Below are 16,376 nucleotides of genomic sequence, written 5' to 3' on the forward strand. Positions count from 1 at the left end.
TCCGCGCGCTCACACCTCGCTGAGATACCGGTGGGCGAGGGTCACGGCCATCGCCCCCTCGCCGACGGCCGACGCGACCCGCTTGATGGAGTTCGAACGCACGTCGCCGGCCGCGAAGATCCCGGGGACGGACGTCTCGAGGAAGAACGGGTCCCGTTCCAGGGGCCAGGTCGTCCGCTGTTCCGGGGTGAGGTCGGGTCCGGTGGCGACGAATCCCCGGGCGTCGAGATGGACGCCGGTGTGCGCCGCCCACCGGGTGTTGGGATCCCCGCCGATGCAGACGAAGAGGTGTTCGGCATCCCGTGTCGTCCGGGTGCCGCGTCGATCGAGCACGATCCGTCGTAGCCGTGCGTCGCCGTCCAGCCCGACGACGCGCGTGTCGGTGAGCACCCGGACGTTGGGTTGCGCGAGCACCCGGGTCGAGAGGTAGCTCGACATCGTCGACGACAGCGAGGGTCCGCGCACGATCAGAGTGACCCGCTGCGCATACGCGGCGAGGTTCATCGCGGCTTGGCCGGCGGAGTTCGCCCCTCCCACGACGTACACGTCCTGGTCGGTGCACGCCGGGGCCTCGCTCGTCCCGGCCCCGTAGTAGAGGCCGGCGCCGAAGAAGTCCGTCTCGCGTTCCAGGCCCAGACGTCGCCATCGGATGCCGGTGGCGCACACGGCCGCGCCCGCTGTCAGCCGCGAACCGTCGGCGAGGACGGCCCGCACGTCGTGGTCGCGGAACGTGCGGTCGACGCCCTCGCGCAGGAGGATGAACTCCGCGCCGAAACGGACGGCCTGCTGGCGCGCATGGTCGGCGAGCTCGGCGCCCGAGATGCCGTGCGGGAAGCCGAGGTAGTTCTCGATCAGGCTGCTGGACCCGGCCTGGCCGCCGACCGCGTCCCGCTCGATCACCGCGACCGACAGCCCTTCGGACGCCGCATACACCGCCGCCGACAGCCCGGCCGGCCCGGCACCGAAGATCAGGAGGTCGTACGTGCGCCGACGCGGGGGCATCACCCATCCGAGTTGCATCGCCACCTCGGTCGGCGTGGGATCCTCCAGCACCACCTCGTCGTCGACGATCAGGACGGGCAGCCGCCGATCCCGCAGAGGGATGCCATCGACCGCACCCGCGAACCCGGGCGGCACCGTCGAGAAGGCGAACGGGATGGCGCTGCGCGTCAGGTAGTCGCGGAGGGTGAAGCCGTCGCGGCTGTCGGCCACGTCGACGAGATGGAGGCGGGGCGCGATTCTTTCGCTCATGAGGGCTGCCGTTCCTGGTTCACGGTGCGATGCGCCCGAACGTAGCTCCGTGGCACGGTCGGCCCGTGCGACCCCCGTCGAAAGCTCCTGCGCGAACTGTCGGCATCCCGGATCCCCTCCGTCCGGAGGTACCCGCGTCCGGCTCGTTCAGCCCGGTCTAGTAGGGTTGTCGCTTGGCAAAGATCTCTTGATATCGAGAGATCTCACGCCTCCTCCCACCACCGATCGCCCAGCGAAGGATCATCCGTGGATCTCTACGAGTACCAGGCACGAGACCTGTTCGAAAAGTACGAGGTGCCGGTGCTCGCCGGCATCATCGCCGACACCCCTGAGGAGGCGAAGGCGGCCGCAGAGAAGCTCGGCGGTGTCGTCGTCGTCAAGGCTCAGGTCAAGACCGGAGGCCGCGGCAAGGCCGGCGGCGTGAAGGTCGCCAAGAACCCCGACGAGGCCTTCGAGGCGGCGCAGGCCATCCTCGGTCTCGACATCAAGGGCCACGTCGTCAAGCGCGTCATGGTCGCCGCGGGCGCCCGCATCGCCAAGGAGTTCTACTTCTCGGTGCTGCTCGACCGCGCCAACCGCTCCTACCTGTCGCTGTCCAGCGTCGAGGGCGGCATGGAGATCGAAGAGCTCGCCGTCGAGCGTCCCGAAGCGCTCGCGCGCGTCGAGGTCGACCCGCTCGAGGGCATCTCGCCCGAGAAGGCGCTCGAGATCGCGAAGGCCGCGAAGTTCGACGACGAGCTGGCCCCCAAGGTCGCCGACGTCTTCGTCAAGCTCTTCAACGTCTACAAGGGCGAGGACGCCACGCTCGTCGAGGTGAACCCCCTCATCCAGTCCGAGGACGGCGACATCATCGCCCTCGACGGCAAGGTCTCGCTCGACGAGAACGCCGGCTTCCGTCACCCCGAGCACGAAGAGCTCGAAGACAAGGATGCCGCCGACCCCCTCGAGGCCAAGGCCAAGCAGCACGACCTCAACTACGTCAAGCTCGACGGCCAGGTCGGCATCATCGGCAACGGCGCGGGTCTGGTCATGTCGACCCTCGACGTCGTCGCGTACGCCGGTGAGAACCACGGCGGCGTGAAGCCCGCCAACTTCCTCGACATCGGCGGCGGCGCCTCGGCCACGGTCATGGCCGCGGGCCTCGACGTCATCCTCGGCGACGAGCAGGTCAAGAGCGTGTTCGTCAACGTCTTCGGCGGCATCACCTCGTGCGTCGCCGTCGCGGAGGGCATCGTGAAGGCGCTCGAGATCCTCGGTGACGCCGCGACCAAGCCGCTCGTCGTCCGTCTCGACGGCAACCAGGTCGAAGAGGGTCGTGCGATCCTCGCCGCCGCCAACCACCCGCTCGTCACCCTCGCCGCCGGTATGGACGAGGGCGCCGACAAGGCCGCCGAGCTGGCCAACGCGTAAGGGATAGGGACAGAGAAATGTCGATCTACCTCAACAAGGACTCCAAGGTCATCGTCCAGGGCATCACCGGCGGCGAGGGCACCAAGCACACCGCCCTCATGCTCAAGGCCGGCACCCAGGTCGTCGGCGGTGTGAACGCCCGCAAGGCCGGCACGACCGTCACCCACAAGGACGCCGCCGGCAACGACGTCGAGCTTCCCGTCTTCGCGTCGGTCGAAGAGGCCATCCGCGAGACCGGCGCCGACGTGTCGATCGCGTTCGTGCCCCCCGCCTTCACGAAGGACGCGATGGTCGAGGCCATCGACGCCGAGATCCCGCTGCTCGTCGTGATCACCGAGGGTGTGCCCGTCGGCGACACCGCCGAGGCGTGGGCGTACGCCAAGTCGAAGGGCGAGAAGACCCGCATCATCGGTCCGAACTGCCCCGGCATCATCACCCCCGGCGAGGCGCTCGTGGGCATCACGCCCGCGAACATCACCGGCAAGGGCCCGATCGGTCTCGTGTCGAAGTCGGGCACCCTGACCTATCAGATGATGTTCGAGCTGCGCGACCTCGGCTTCTCGACCGCCATCGGCATCGGCGGCGACCCGATCATCGGCACCACCCACATCGACGCGCTCGCCGCGTTCGAGGCCGACCCCGAGACCAAGGCGATCGTGATGATCGGCGAGATCGGCGGCGACGCCGAGGAGCGCGCGGCCGCGTTCATCGCCGCCAACGTCACCAAGCCGGTCGTCGGGTACGTCGCGGGCTTCACCGCCCCCGAGGGCAAGACCATGGGCCACGCCGGTGCCATCGTCTCCGGCTCCGCCGGTACCGCCCAGGCGAAGAAGGAGGCCCTCGAGGCCGCCGGCGTGAAGGTCGGCAAGACGCCGTCCGAGACGGCCGCCCTGATGCGCGAGATCATCGAGAGCCTGTAAGCGCTTCTCCTTCGGGGCCCGGATGCCATGGCATCCGGGCCCTTTGCGTTCCCGGGCGGCGCGCTGCGCTGTGCGACAGGTTCAGTGTCCAAGACACGCGGACGGCGGGGCGGCGCATCCGCGTGTCTTGGACACTGAAACCCTGGGCGTCGGCACCCGCGGCGGCGGGCCCGGCGTGGCCGGCGGGGCGCTGCGCCGCAGGTTCGGTGTCCAAGACACGCGGACGAGGTCGCGGGGCATCCGCGTGTCTTGGACACCCACGCCCAGGGCGCGGGTCGTTGGCTACGCCAAAGGGGCCCGGATGCCGTGGCATCCGGGCCCCCTCGTGGGTACAGGGTCAGCCGAGCAGCGACTCCACGGGGCCGCGGGCGAAGAAGACGACGAAGCCGGCGGCGACGATCCACAGCAGCGGGCTCACGCGGCGGGCGCGGCCCGACAGCGCCTGGATGACGACCCAGCTGACGAAGCCCGCGCCGATGCCGTTGGCGATCGAGTACGTCAGGGGCATCACCGTCACGGTGAGGAACACCGGGATGAGCACGGACAGGTCGCCGAGGTCGACGTGGCGGATCTGCCCCATCATGAGCGCGCCCACGATCACCAGCGCCGCGGCGGCGATCTCGGTGGGGACGATGCTCGTGAGCGGCGTGAAGAACATCGCGAGCAGGAACAGCGCTCCGGTCACGACGTTGGCGAGACCCGTGCGCGCGCCCTCGCCGATGCCCGAACCCGACTCGATGAACACCGTGTTCGACGACGACGAGGTGGCGCCGCCGGCGACGGCGCCGATGCCCTCGATGATCAGGGCCGAGCGGAGGCGGGGGAACGTCCCGTCGGGAGCGGCGAGCCCGGCCTCGCGGGAGAGGCCCGTCATCGTGCCCATGGCGTCGAAGAAGTTCGTGAACACCAGCGTGAAGACGAGCATGAGCGCCGCGAGCACGCCGATCCGCCCGAACGAGCCGAAGAGGTCGACCTGGCCGACCAGCGACAGGTCGGGGAGGCCGACCCACTGCGTCGGCACGGTCGGGACGCTCAGGCCCCACCCGCCGGGGTTCTCGGCCGAACGCGGCCCGAGCTGGGCGATCGCCTCGACGATCACGGCGATCACGGTGCCGCTGAGCAGGCCGATCAGCAGGGCCGCCTTGACCTTGCGCACCATCAGCACGGCCGTGATGAGCAGCGTGAGCACGAACAGGGCGGTCGGGATCGTGGCGATCGAGCCCTGCACGCCGAGGCCGACCGGCGGCGACGACAGACCCGTCGCGGTGACCAGGCCGCTGTCGACGAAGCCGATGAAGGCGATGAACAGGCCGATGCCGACCGTGATCGCGGTCTTCAGCGCGAGGGGGACGGCCTCGAAGATCATGCGGCGCAGACCCGTGACCGCGAGCAGCACGATGATGAGGCCGTTGATGACCACGAGGCCCATCGCCTCCGGCCACGTGACCCCGCCGACGATGCCCACCGCGAGGAACGAGTTGATGCCGAGACCGGCGGCGAAGGCGAAGGGCAGCCGGGTGACGAGGCCGAAGAGCATGGTCATGACGCCGGCGGTCAGCGCGGTCACCGCGGCGACCTGCGGGAAGTCGAGGGCGTTGCCGGCGACGTCGGGCGTGCCCGACAGGATGATCGGGTTGAGGATGACGATGTAGGCCATCGTCACGAAGGTGACCACGCCGCCGCGCACCTCGGCGCCGACCGAGGAACCCCGGGCGGTGATCTCGAAGAACCGGTCGAGCGCGTTCTTCGGGGCGGGGGCGGCGGTGGTCTCGGGAGCGGGCGTGCTCATGGGGGCTCCAGGAAAGAAGAGGGACGCGATGCCGGGGTGGGGGGAGCGGGCCTATCGTGGGGGACATGCCACTCTCAGGAGAGTATCTGCCCAGCACCAGCGAATGGGCCCGTACGCAGGCCGAGACCTTCGAGGCCACCGGGGGCCAGGAGGCTGCGGAACTGCGGGGAGTTCCCATCATCGTCCTCACCACCGTCGGAGCAAAAACGGGCGGCCTGCGCAAGACCGCCCTCATGCGCGTCGAACATGACGGTCGCTACCTCGTCGTGGCATCCAAGGGTGGTGCGCCCGAGCACCCGGCGTGGTTCCACAACATCGTGAAGAACCCGACGGTGGAACTGCAGGACGGCGACGTCAAGCGCGAGTACCAGGCGCACCAGGCCGAGGGCGCCGAACGCGACGAATGGTGGGCCCGCGCCGTGGCGGTGTGGCCCGACTACGACGAGTACCAGAAGAAGACCGAGCGCCGCATCGAGGTCTTCGTGCTGGAGCCGGTCGCCTGACCGCTCGTGTGCGGGGTCGTCTTCTGTCGCTCCGCGGAGCTCGACGCGAAAGAGGATGACCCCTCACGTGCGGATGGGGGACGCCGCCGCGCCTGAGGAGCCGTGCGAGGAACCGCGGGTAGGGTCGGTCTGCTCATGCATCGTCTCCTCGTCGCTCTCCTCGCCGCCCTCGACGCCCTCCTGGCCGCCGCGGTCGGCATCGCCGTCGTGCTCGCGCCGCTCGCGCTGATGTGGGTCGTCGCCCTCGGCGACGCCGACTGGTCCGCGCTGTGGCCGTCCGCCGCGGCCGTGTGGCATCTCGGCCACTTCGTGCCGATCACGGTGACCCTTCCCGACGCCTACCTCGCCGCCACGGGCGTCGACCCGTCGCTGGCGACGTTCACCCTGTCGCTGGCGCCCCTGGCGTTCGCGGCGTTCACGGGCCTGTTCGCCGCGCGCTCCGGCATCCGGGCGGCGGAGTCCGGGGCGGCGCTGACCGGCTGGCTCTCCGGGACGGTGGTGTTCGCGGGCCTCGCGGCTCTGATCGCCCTCACGTCCGGGGCCCCGCTGGTCTCGTTCGAAACGTGGCAGGCGATCCTCTTCCCGTCGCTGATCTTCGCGGTCCCGTCGTTCCTCGGCGCCGTCGTGGGCGCGTGGCGCATCGGCGACGAAGGTCCGATCGACCTCGTCCGGGCCAGGATCGAGCGGATGCCGAGCGACTGGGCCGCCGTGCCGACACTCGTGCTGCGCGGTGCGGCGTTGACCACGCTGGGTCTCGTCGCGGTGGGAGGGGTCGTCGTGGCCGCCGGTCTCGTCGCACGCGGCACGCAGATCATCACCCTCTTCCAGGCGAGCAACGTCGACGGGATCGGGGCCACGGTCCTCGCGCTCGGGCAGCTCGTGTACCTGCCGACCCTGGTGGCGTGGGCGGTGGCGTTCGCCGCCGGCCCCGGGTTCGCCCTGGGCACCGACACCGCCGTGACCCCCGCGGCCACGCAGGTCGGCGCGGTTCCCGGCATCCCCATCCTCGGGATCATCCCCGAGTCGACGACGCCGTGGCTGCTGCTCCTGGCTCTGCTGCCGGTCGCGGTCGGCGCGCTGACGGGGTGGATCCTGCGTTCCGCGATGCCCGAACGCGCCGATCACGAACCGGTCGCCCCGCGGCTCGTCGTGGCGGTGGCGGTGGCCGCCGTCACCGGGGGAGGAGGGGCGGTGATCGCGATCTTCTCGAGCGGTGCCATCGGGCCGGGGCGTCTCGCGGAGACAGGGCCGCAGCCGGGCCCCCTCGCGCTCGCGCTCGGACTGGAAGTGCTCGTCGGCCTCGCGATCCTGCTCCTCGCGCCGCGGACTCCGCTTCCGCGTCGATCGCCGCGCGACCTCCACCCCGTCGACCGTGAACCCGAAGCCGTGCAGGCGTTCCGCGATCGTCCCTCCGAAGCGCTGCTCCCGGCCGCGGTGTCGGCGCCGTGGACGCCCGAGCCCGAGTCCGGGCGCGGCGGCGACGAGAACCGCACCGCGCCCGTGGACTCCGACGCTGATGTCCAGGCGCGGATCCGGGATGCGTGGGCGCGAGTGGAGCCGATGCCCGCCGAATGGCGCACCGAGGGCGGAACCGACGCGACCGATGGTCGCGGCGCGCGCCCCGTAGACTGACCCCGTGCTCACGGTCGCCGTCCTCATCTCCGGCACCGGCTCCAACCTCCGTGCCCTGCTCGAGGCGGCTGCCGCCCCCGACTTCCCGGCGCGTGTGATCGCGGTCGGTGCCGATCGCGAAGCCGACGGCTTCGCCCATGCCGAGCACTTCGGCATCCCGACCTTCCTCGTCCCGTTCGACGCGTTCGCCTCGCGCGAGGAATGGGGTGCCGAACTCGGTGCGCAGCTGCGCGTGTGGCGACCCGACCTCGTCGTACTCAGCGGCCTCATGCGCCTGCTGCCGGCCGACCTCGTCGCCGAGTGGGAGCCGCACATCATCAACACGCACCCCGCGTACCTGCCCGAGTTCCCCGGCGCGCACGGTGTCCGCGACGCGCTCGCCGCCGGCGTCACCCAGACCGGTGCGAGCGTCATCGTCGTCGACTCGGGAGTCGACACCGGCCCGATCCTCGCGCAGGAACGTATCCCCGTGCTCCCCGGCGACGACGAAGCGGCGCTCCACGAGCGCATCAAGCCCGTCGAGCGGCGTCTGCTCATCGACGTCGTCCGTCGGATCGCCGAGGGCGACCTCGACCTCGCGGCACCCCGCACCCCCTGATCCCCCGCGGGTGGACGCCCGCTTCCGCATCCCACGAGACACAGGAGCCGCAGCCATGGCCGGACCCCGCCACGACCCCGCCGACTACCGTCCCCGTGACGTCGTCCCGATCCGCCGCGCGCTGGTGTCGGTGAGCGACAAGACCGGTCTGCTCGAACTCGGCGAGGCGCTCGCAGCGGCGGGCGTCGAGATCGTCTCGACCGGCGGTTCGGCGACCCTGCTGCGCGACGCCGGCTACGACGTCACCGACGTCTCGGCCATCACCGGCTTTCCCGAATCGCTCGATGGGCGCGTGAAGACGCTGCACCCGAACGTGCACGCGGGCCTCCTCGCCGACCTGCGCCTCGCCAGCCACGAGACGCAGCTCGACGACCTCGGCATCCTGCCCTTCGAACTCGTGGTCGTGAACCTCTACCCGTTCGTCGAGACCGTGGCATCCGGAGCCGAGGGCGACGACGTCGTGGAGCAGATCGACATCGGCGGTCCCGCGATGGTCCGCGCGTCGGCGAAGAACCACGCCAACGTCGCCATCGTCGTCTCGCCCGAGTCGTACCCGGCGATCATCGACGCGCTGCGGTCGCAGGGCGGTACGAATCTCGTGCAGCGTCGCGAGCTCGCCGCCCGCGCCTTCTCGCACACCGCCGCGTACGACACGGCGGTCTCGACGTGGTTCGCCGAGGGCACTCTCGGCGACGACATCGACCTGCCGGCGCACCTCACGATCCAGGCGGAGCGCCTGTCGACCCTGCGGTACGGCGAGAACTCGCACCAGCGCGCGGCGATCTACACGCGTGTCGGCGGTCACGGCATCGCGCAGGCGACGCAGCTGCAGGGCAAGGAGATGTCGTACAACAACTACGTCGACGCCGACGCCGCGCTGCGCGCCGCGTTCGACATGGTCAAGCCCGCCGTCGCGATCATCAAGCACGCCAACCCCTGCGGCATCGCCGTCGCGGCGCCGAACGCGCTCGATCCGATCGCCTCGGCCCACCTGCGCGCACACGAGTGCGACCCCGTCTCGGCGTTCGGCGGCGTCATCGCCGCCAACCGGACGGTCACGCTGAAGATGGCGGAGAACCTCCGCGACATCTTCACCGAGGTCATCATCGCGCCCGACTTCGAGCCCGAGGCACTCGAGGTCTTCAAGCTCAAGAAGAACCTGCGCGTGCTCCAGCTCCCCGCCGACTGGCGCCAGGAGCCGATGGATGTGCGCCTCGTCTCCGGCGGCCTGCTGCTGCAGGACGCCGACCGCTTCCCGGACGACATCGAGTCGGTCGCGAAGGACTGGGAGCTCGTCTCGGGCGAGCGTCCCGCCGACGAGGACATGACGAACCTCATCTTCGCCTGGAAGGCGTGCCGCGCCGTGAAGTCCAACGCGATCGTTCTCGCGCAGGGCTCGGCCACGGTCGGCATCGGCATGGGCCAGGTCAACCGCGTCGACTCGTGCCGTCTGGCCGTGGAACGCGCGGGTGACCGCGCGGCCGGCTCGATCGCGGCATCCGACGCCTTCTTCCCCTTCGCCGACGGCCCCCAGGTGCTCATCGACGCGGGCATCTCGGCGATCATCCAGCCCGGCGGTTCGGTGCGGGATGCCGAGGTCGTCGACGCCGCGCGCGCGGCCGGCGTGACGATGTTCTTCACGGGCGAGCGCCACTTCTTCCACTGAGCTCCGGCTCACCCCCGCCCCCGCGACTTCGGCCGCGGGGGCGGCTGCGTTTTCCCCGGCCGTGGGCGGGGGTGCTGCCGATTCCCGGAGCAGGGTCGTGGGGGCGGTTCCTCGCGATAAACGCGATTCCCGCCCAGAAACGCGCCGGCGTCGCGTTTCTCGTCGTGGATCGCGTTTATCGCTGTTTAGGGCGGGCAGCCGTGGCGGCGAGGGTGCGGCGCCGGCGCCGGGATGCGTCAGGCGCTCAGCGCGATGAGCTTCGCGATCGTGTTGGCGTTGCGAGCCGTACCGGTCACACCGAGGCGTTTCTCGAACCATCCGGCCTGGAGCTTCGACCCGCCGATTCCCTCGGGGTACCGAACGAACACCTCCCGGCCCTCGAGCACCGCGTCTTCCGGGATGCCATCGGGCACCTCCAGCGCGATGGTGGGCGCGGCGTCGAGGAACACCGTCTGCACCCACCGTCCCTCGGCAGCGTCGGCGAACGGGTTGCGGGCGTGCGCCTCACGCAGTTCGCTGTGGGAGCGCACGATCACCGGAAGGTCGTGGCCGAACGCCGTGCGCACGGCATCCCGGATCGTCCCGGCGATCTCATCGGGGGAGCGGCCGCCGTCGTCGAGCACGACGTTGCCCGCCACCTGGAGCGTCACGACGTCACCGAGACCCGCGGATGCCAGGACCTCGCGGAGCTCCGGCATCTTCAGGGCCGTGGGGCCACCGACACCACGGATGAGCGCGACGGTCTTCGGCATACCGTGCCCTTTCTGCTCGTGTGGCTCGCCTGGAAATGTTGCTGTACCGGCGCTGCCGGGCGACTCACGCGGAGTCGCGACCGAGCGTCTCGAGCAGACGCAGCCAGACCTCGCTGACCGTGGGGTACGACGGGACCGCGTGCCACAGCCGCTTCACCGGTACCTCGCCGACGATCGCGATCGTCGCGGAGTGCAGCAGCTCGGCGATGTCGGGGCCGACGAACGTCGCGCCGACGAGGACGCCGCGGTCGAGGTCGACGATCGCGCGGGCCTTGCCGATGTAGGCGTCGGACTGCTCGCTCGACCCGGCGACGTGGGCCAGGTCGTAATCGAGCACCTTCACGTTCAGGCCGCGCTTCTCGGCGCCGGCGGCGGTGAGGCCGACGGACGCCACCTCGGGGTCGGTGAACGTGACCTGCGGAACGGCGTCGTGGTCGGCGGTCGCGACGTGGGCTCCCCACGGGCGGTCGTCGACCTCGCCGCCCCGGGCGCGTGCCGCGATGACGTCGCCCGCGGCGCGAGCCTGGTACTTGCCCTGGTGGGTGAGGAGCGCGCGGTGGTTCACGTCGCCGACGGCGTACAGCCAGTCGAAGCCGCGTACGAGGAGCGTGTCGTCGACGTCGAGCCACGACCCTTCTTCGAGGCCGATGGTCTCGAGGCCCAGGTCGGTGGTGCGCGGCACGCGGCCGGTCGCCACGAGCAGCTCGTCGGCGGTCACCGCGGTGCCGTCGGACAGCTCGAGCACGCGGCGCCCGGCGTCGTCGCGGCGGGCGGCTGTGGCATCCACTCCCGTCTTCACCGTGACGCCGCGTGCGCGCAGCGAGTCGGCGACGAGCTCGCCGGCGAACGGCTCGGTGCCGCCCAGCAGGCCCGAGCGCGCGATGATCGTGACCTCGGCGCCGAGGCTCGCGAACGCGGTCGCCATCTCGGCGCCGACGACTCCGCCGCCGAGGATCGCGAGCGACCCCGGGATGCTCTGCACCGCGGTCGCTTCGCGGCTCGTCCACGGCTCGATGTCGGCCAGGCCCGGGATGCCGGGGAGCAGCGCCGCGGAACCCGTGCACACCGCGACCGCGTGGCGGGCGACGAGGTCGGTGACCGTGCCGTCGTCGGCGGTGACACGCACGGTCTTCTCGCCCGTGAGGCGGCCGTGGCCGCGCACGAGTTCGATGCCGGCGCCCTCGAGCCAGGAGACCTGGCCGGCGTCGTTCCAGTTGCTGGTCATGGAGTCGCGGCGGCGGAGGACCGCGGCGACGTCGAGGTCGCCGGTCACGGCCTGCTTCGCGCCGTCGACGTCGCGAGCGGCGCGCAGTGCGGCACCGCTGCGCAGCAGCGCCTTCGACGGCATGCACGCCCAGTAGGAGCACTCGCCGCCGACGAGCTCGGACTCGACGATGACGGCCGTGAGTCCGGCCTGCACCGCCCGGTCGGCGACGTTCTCACCGACGGGGCCGGCGCCGATGACGATCAGGTCGAATTCGCGTTCGCTCATGCCCCCACGCTATCGAGGGGCACCGACACGGGGGAGGGGTTGCGGTGCTTCTCCGGCACTGGTGCACGCATCGGTGTCCGCCGTGGCCCCGGGGCCACCTGCGGCGCCCCGGGGCCACGGAGCGCCCTTCAAGGGTTGACGCCGCGACTGAACCGGTTTAGGCTCGACCGCACTGAACCGGTTTAGAACGACGGATGCCACGACGAGGTGCAGCATGACGAACGAGACGCGACCCACGATCGCCGATGTCGCGCGGCGCGCCGGGGTCAGCAAGGGCCTGGTGTCGTTCGCGCTGAACGGCCGCGCCGGCGTCGCCCCCGACACCCGCGACCGCATCCTGTCGGTGGCCGCCGAGATGGGCTGGAGCCCGAGCCTGCGCGCCCGTTCGCTCAGTGTCGGCCGGGCGTTCGCGTGCGGCTTGGTCATCGGCCGCAGCCCCGACGTCATCGCCGCCGACCCCTTCTTCCCGTCGTTCATCGCGGGCGTCGAGGACGAGTTCTCCGTCTCGGGCCAGGTGCTCGTGCTCGCCGCCGCCACTCCCGGCCGCCACGAGGAGGAGACCTATCGCGGACTCGCGGCCGACCGTCGCGTCGACGGCGTGATCCTCTCCGACCTCCGGGCCGACGATCCGCGGATCGACCTCGTCGCGAGCCTCGGCATCGCCGCCGTGACCCTGGGCGTCCCCGACGTCGACAGCCCGTTCACCTCCGTCTCGGTCGACGACGGCGCCGGCATCCGCCTCGCGGTCGACCACCTCGCCGACCTCGGCCACACCGACATCGCGCACGTCGCGGGACCCTTCGCGATGCTGCACGGGCGCCATCGCGCAGCGGCGTTCGAAGACGCGGCGCGGGCACGTGGCATCCGGGCCCGTGTGATCGAGACGGACTTCAGTGCCGCCGACGGGGCGCGGGCCACCACCGCGCTGCTCGACGCCGAGATCCCGCCCACGGCGATCGTCTATTCGAACGACAACATGGCTGTCGCGGGGCTCGGCACGGCGCAGCGCCGCGGTCTGTCGGTGCCCCGCGACCTCTCGATCACCGGGTTCGACGACACCGAACTCGGCCGTCACCTGTTCCCCGCCCTCACGAGCGTCTCCACCGACGCGCGGGGCTGGGGGGCGGCCGCGGCGCGCGCACTGCTGCAGGCGATCGCGGGGGGAGAGCCCGAGGCGCTCGCGCTCGCCGACCCCGGTCTGCAGGTGCGCGACTCCACCGCGCCGCCGACTCGAAGCTGACACCCGCGGGCCCCCGCCCGCCCCACAAGGAGGAAGACATGCGACGACGCATTCTCGCCACAGCAGTAGCCGCCACCGGCATCCTCGCCCTCTCCGCGTGCAGCGGAGGCGGCGGGGGAGCATCCGGAATGGATGCCAAGGGCCCCATCACCATCTGGTACTCCAACAACGCCGCGGAGATCGCGTGGGGCCAGCAGATGGTGGCGGCCTGGAACGCCGACCACCCCGACGAGCAGATCACCGCGCAGGAGATCCCCGCCGGATCGTCCAGCGAAGAGGTCATCGGCGCGGCGATCACCGCGGGCAACGCCCCGTGCCTGGTGTTCAACACCTCGCCCGCGGCGGTGCCCGGCTTCCAGCGCCAGGGCGGCCTCGTGAACCTGTCGGACTTCCCCGACGGCGAGCAGTACATCACCGACCGCAGCGGCGACCTCGCCGACCAGTACCGCTCCGACGACGGCGGCTTCTACCAGCTGCCGTGGAAGAGCAACCCGGTGATGATCTTCTACAACAAGGACCTGTTCGCCAAGGCCGGTCTCGACCCCGAGAAGCCGCAGCTGTCGACGTACGACGAGTTCCTCGCCACGTCGCAGAAGCTGAAGGCGGCGGGCGTCTCGGACTACGCCATCAACCCGGCGCCCACGAGCGAATTCTTCCAATCCTGGTTCGACTTCTACCCGCTGTACGCCGCGCAGACCGGCGGGAAGCAGCTCGTCGAAGACGGCAAGGCCACCTTCAACGACGCCGACGGCGAGGCCGTGGCGAACTTCTGGCGCACGATCTACGCCGACAAGCTCGCCGGCAACGAGCAGTACCAGGGCGACGCGTTCGCCGACGGCAAGGCCGCGATGGCGATCGTCGGGCCGTGGGCCGTGTCGGTCTACAAGGACAAGGTCAACTGGGGCGCCGTGCCCGTGCCGACGGAGAAGGGCACCGCGGCCGACCAGACCTGGACCTTCAGCGACGCGAAGAACGTCGGCCTGTTCACCGCGTGCCAGAACAAGGGCACCGCGTGGGAGGTGCTGAAGTTCGCCACCAGCCAGGAGCAGGACGGGAAGTGGCTGGAGGAGACGGGGCAGATGCCGCTCCGCACCGACCTGACCACCACGTACGCCGACTACTTCGCCGCCAACCCGGCGTACCAGCAGTTCGGTGACCAGGCCGCGCGCACCGTCGAGGTGCCCAACGTCGTCAGCTCGGTCGAGATCTGGCAGGCGTTCCGCGACGCGTATTCCAAGTCGGTCATCTTCGGCGAAGAGGACGTGAACACCTTCCTCTCCGACGCCCAGACCCAGATCGACCAGCTCGCGGCGGGGAAGTGACATGACCGTCGATCTCACCCGCACGTCCGGACGGACCGGGGGCGACCCCGGCCGGTCCGGACGTGCGGGGGGAGCGGGGGATGCCGGGAAGAAACGGCGCCGCCTCCTCGGGGCGCAGCCGCTCGGCATCCTGTTCTCCGCTCCGTACGTGATCTTCATCGGGGTCGTCTTCGCCTACCCGATCGTGTTCGCGGTGTGGATGTCGTTCCACGACTACTTCTTCACCGCCCCGGGAGCGCAGGTCGACCGGCCCTTCGTCGGCCTCGACAACTACGTCACCGCGCTCAGCGACCCGGCCGTATGGCGGTCGTTCGGCAACGTCGGGATCTTCCTGCTCATCAACGTCCCGCTGACGGTCGTGCTGTCGATCGTGCTGGCCACGGCGCTGGACCGCGTGGTGCGCGCCCGGGCGTTCTTCCGCGTCGCGTTCTACGTGCCCTACGTCACGGCGTCCGTCGCGGTGGTCGCGGTGTGGCTGTTCCTGTTCTCGAACTCGGGGCTGATCAACAACGCCCTCGGCCCGCTCGCTCCGAACCCGTCGTGGTTGGTCAACTCGGCGCTCGCGATGCCGACGATCGCGCTGTTCGTGACGTGGAAGGGGCTCGGGTTCTACATCCTGCTGTACCTCGCGGCGCTGCAGAACGTCCAGCGCGAGCTCTACGAGTCGGTCGCGGTCGACGGCGGCGGACGCCTTCGGCAGTTCTTCTCGGTGACCGTTCCGGGCGTCCGCCCGGCGACGTTCCTCGTGGTGCTCCTGGCCACGATCACCGGCGCGAACCTCTTCACCGAGCCGTATCTGCTGACCAACGGCGGCGGCCCCAACGGGGCGTCCACGTCGCCCGTGCTGCTGATCTACCAGAAGGGCATCGAGCAGCAGAACCCCGACGTGGCCGCGGCCATCGGAGTGGTTCTCATCATCTTCGTGCTGATCATCGCGGCGCTCCAGCGCCGGTTCGTGGGGAGGGAGGAATCATGAAGTCCAAGGTCGTGACCTACGGCGTGCTCACGCTCGGCGCCCTGGCGTTCCTGTTCCCCTTCTACTACATGGTCGTCGGCTCGCTGCAGACGAACCCCGACACCTCGATCGCGGGGGCGTTCCCGCACCCGTCGAACCTGACGCTGGAGAACTACACGGCGATCGACGGGCGCATCAACCTGCTGAAGGGCCTGGTCAACTCGGGCATCTTCACCGGGGGAGTGATCCTCGGCACGATCGTGTTCGGCGTGCTCGCCGGGTACGCGTTGGCGGTGCTGAAGTGGCGCGGCCGCTCGGCCACGTTCGCGCTCGTGCTGCTGGTGCAGGTGATCCCGTTCCAGCTGCTGATGATCCCGCTGTACGTCATGATCGCCCGCGACTACGGGCTGAGCGACAGCTACCTCGGCATGATCCTGCCGTTCTTCATCAACTCCACCGCGGTGGTGATCTTCCGGCAGTACTTCCTGCAGCTCCCCAAGGAGCTGTTCGACGCCGCCCGGATCGACGGGGCGAACGAGTTCCGGCTGCTGTGGAGCGTCGCGCTGCCCCTCGTGCGGCCGGCGTTGCTCACCGCGGTCCTGCTGACCTTCATCGGTCCGTGGAACGAGTTCCTGTGGCCCTTCCTCATCACGAAGGATGCCGCGATGCAGCCGCTGGCGGTGTCGCTGGCGAACTTCATCTCCACGATCGCCGCCTCCACCACCAACCCCTTCGGCGCGATGATGGCCGGCGCCGTCGTGCTCGCCGCCCCCGCGGTGGCGCTGTTCCTGATCTTCCAGCGCTACTTCACCTCCAACGACCTCGGATCCGGAGTGAAAGGATGAC

At 70.4% G+C, this 16,376-nt stretch carries 14 protein-coding genes; 10 read left to right on the top strand and 4 right to left on the bottom strand.

The features are described from left to right. Positions 1-9: 9 nt before the first annotated feature. Positions 10-1,251, bottom strand: coding sequence for an FAD-dependent oxidoreductase (locus BGO45_RS08765; RefSeq protein ID WP_292693001.1), 1,242 nt, complete (start codon positions 1,249-1,251; stop codon positions 10-12). 246 nt (positions 1,252-1,497) lie between these two features. Here BGO45_RS08765 and sucC point away from each other — a divergent pair, with 246 nt between their 5' ends. Together sucC and sucD are read left to right on the top strand one after the other, a co-directional pair. After that, the gene (gene sucC / locus BGO45_RS08770; protein WP_076491137.1) at positions 1,498-2,661 is read left to right on the top strand and encodes an ADP-forming succinate--CoA ligase subunit beta; all 1,164 of its coding nucleotides are present in this window, start codon (positions 1,498-1,500) and stop codon (positions 2,659-2,661) included. A 17-nt stretch (positions 2,662-2,678) separates the two neighbouring features. Then, positions 2,679-3,581: a succinate--CoA ligase subunit alpha gene (sucD, locus tag BGO45_RS08775; protein ID WP_076491136.1), complete on the top strand. Its 903-nt coding sequence runs from the start codon at positions 2,679-2,681 to the stop codon at positions 3,579-3,581. Positions 3,582-3,918: 337 nt separating this feature from the next. Here the strand turns inward: sucD and BGO45_RS08780 are convergent, their stop codons facing one another. Beyond that, positions 3,919-5,370, bottom strand: coding sequence for an NCS2 family permease (locus BGO45_RS08780; RefSeq protein ID WP_292693005.1), 1,452 nt, complete (start codon positions 5,368-5,370; stop codon positions 3,919-3,921). Positions 5,371-5,435: 65 nt separating this feature from the next. On the opposite strand from BGO45_RS08780, the gene BGO45_RS08785 reads away from it, so the two are divergent. The 4 genes from BGO45_RS08785 to purH all read left to right on the top strand — a co-directional run bounded on the left by BGO45_RS08785 (position 5,436) and on the right by purH (position 9,769). Continuing rightward, on the top strand, positions 5,436-5,873 hold the full coding sequence (locus BGO45_RS08785) for a nitroreductase family deazaflavin-dependent oxidoreductase (protein WP_292693008.1): 438 nt from the start codon (positions 5,436-5,438) through the stop codon (positions 5,871-5,873). A gap of 135 nt (positions 5,874-6,008) precedes the next feature. Then, positions 6,009-7,505 carry a DUF6350 family protein gene (locus BGO45_RS08790; RefSeq protein WP_292693010.1) on the top strand — a complete coding sequence of 499 codons (1,497 nt, stop codon included), beginning with the start codon at positions 6,009-6,011 and terminating at the stop codon, positions 7,503-7,505. A 4-nt stretch (positions 7,506-7,509) separates the two neighbouring features. Then, positions 7,510-8,103 (top strand): phosphoribosylglycinamide formyltransferase, encoded by a 594-nt coding sequence (purN, locus tag BGO45_RS08795; protein WP_292693013.1) that lies wholly within the window; start codon positions 7,510-7,512, stop codon positions 8,101-8,103. Between the two features lie 55 nt (positions 8,104-8,158). Further along, entirely contained in the window at positions 8,159-9,769 is a 1,611-nt protein-coding gene (gene purH / locus BGO45_RS08800) for a bifunctional phosphoribosylaminoimidazolecarboxamide formyltransferase/IMP cyclohydrolase (RefSeq protein WP_292693015.1), read from the top strand. 236 nt (positions 9,770-10,005) lie between these two features. Here the strand turns inward: purH and BGO45_RS08805 are convergent, their stop codons facing one another. Together BGO45_RS08805 and BGO45_RS08810 are read right to left on the bottom strand one after the other, a co-directional pair. Next, on the bottom strand, positions 10,006-10,521 hold the full coding sequence (locus BGO45_RS08805; RefSeq protein WP_292693018.1) for a DUF1697 domain-containing protein: 516 nt from the start codon (positions 10,519-10,521) through the stop codon (positions 10,006-10,008). A gap of 64 nt (positions 10,522-10,585) precedes the next feature. After that, on the bottom strand, positions 10,586-12,013 hold the full coding sequence (locus BGO45_RS08810) for an NAD(P)/FAD-dependent oxidoreductase (protein WP_292693021.1): 1,428 nt from the start codon (positions 12,011-12,013) through the stop codon (positions 10,586-10,588). Between the two features lie 214 nt (positions 12,014-12,227). On the opposite strand from BGO45_RS08810, the gene BGO45_RS08815 reads away from it, so the two are divergent. From BGO45_RS08815 to BGO45_RS08830, 4 genes are read left to right on the top strand one after another with little or no spacing between them, the layout of a single operon-like run. Further along, entirely contained in the window at positions 12,228-13,253 is a 1,026-nt protein-coding gene (locus BGO45_RS08815) for a LacI family DNA-binding transcriptional regulator (protein WP_292693024.1), read from the top strand. A gap of 38 nt (positions 13,254-13,291) precedes the next feature. After that, on the top strand, positions 13,292-14,575 hold the full coding sequence (locus tag BGO45_RS08820; RefSeq protein WP_292693027.1) for an extracellular solute-binding protein: 1,284 nt from the start codon (positions 13,292-13,294) through the stop codon (positions 14,573-14,575). 1 nt (position 14,576) lies between these two features. Further along, the gene (locus BGO45_RS08825) at positions 14,577-15,551 is read left to right on the top strand and encodes a carbohydrate ABC transporter permease (protein ID WP_292693029.1); all 975 of its coding nucleotides are present in this window, start codon (positions 14,577-14,579) and stop codon (positions 15,549-15,551) included. Further along, a complete protein-coding gene (locus BGO45_RS08830) occupies positions 15,548-16,375 on the top strand; it encodes a carbohydrate ABC transporter permease (RefSeq protein WP_292693031.1) in 828 nt (275 codons plus the stop codon). Before BGO45_RS08825 ends, BGO45_RS08830 begins: the two co-directional genes overlap by 4 nt. Position 16,376 lies beyond the last annotated feature (1 nt).

It is taken from the genome of Microbacterium sp. 71-36 (assembly GCF_001898305.1).
Taxonomy (GTDB): domain Bacteria; phylum Actinomycetota; class Actinomycetes; order Actinomycetales; family Microbacteriaceae; genus Microbacterium.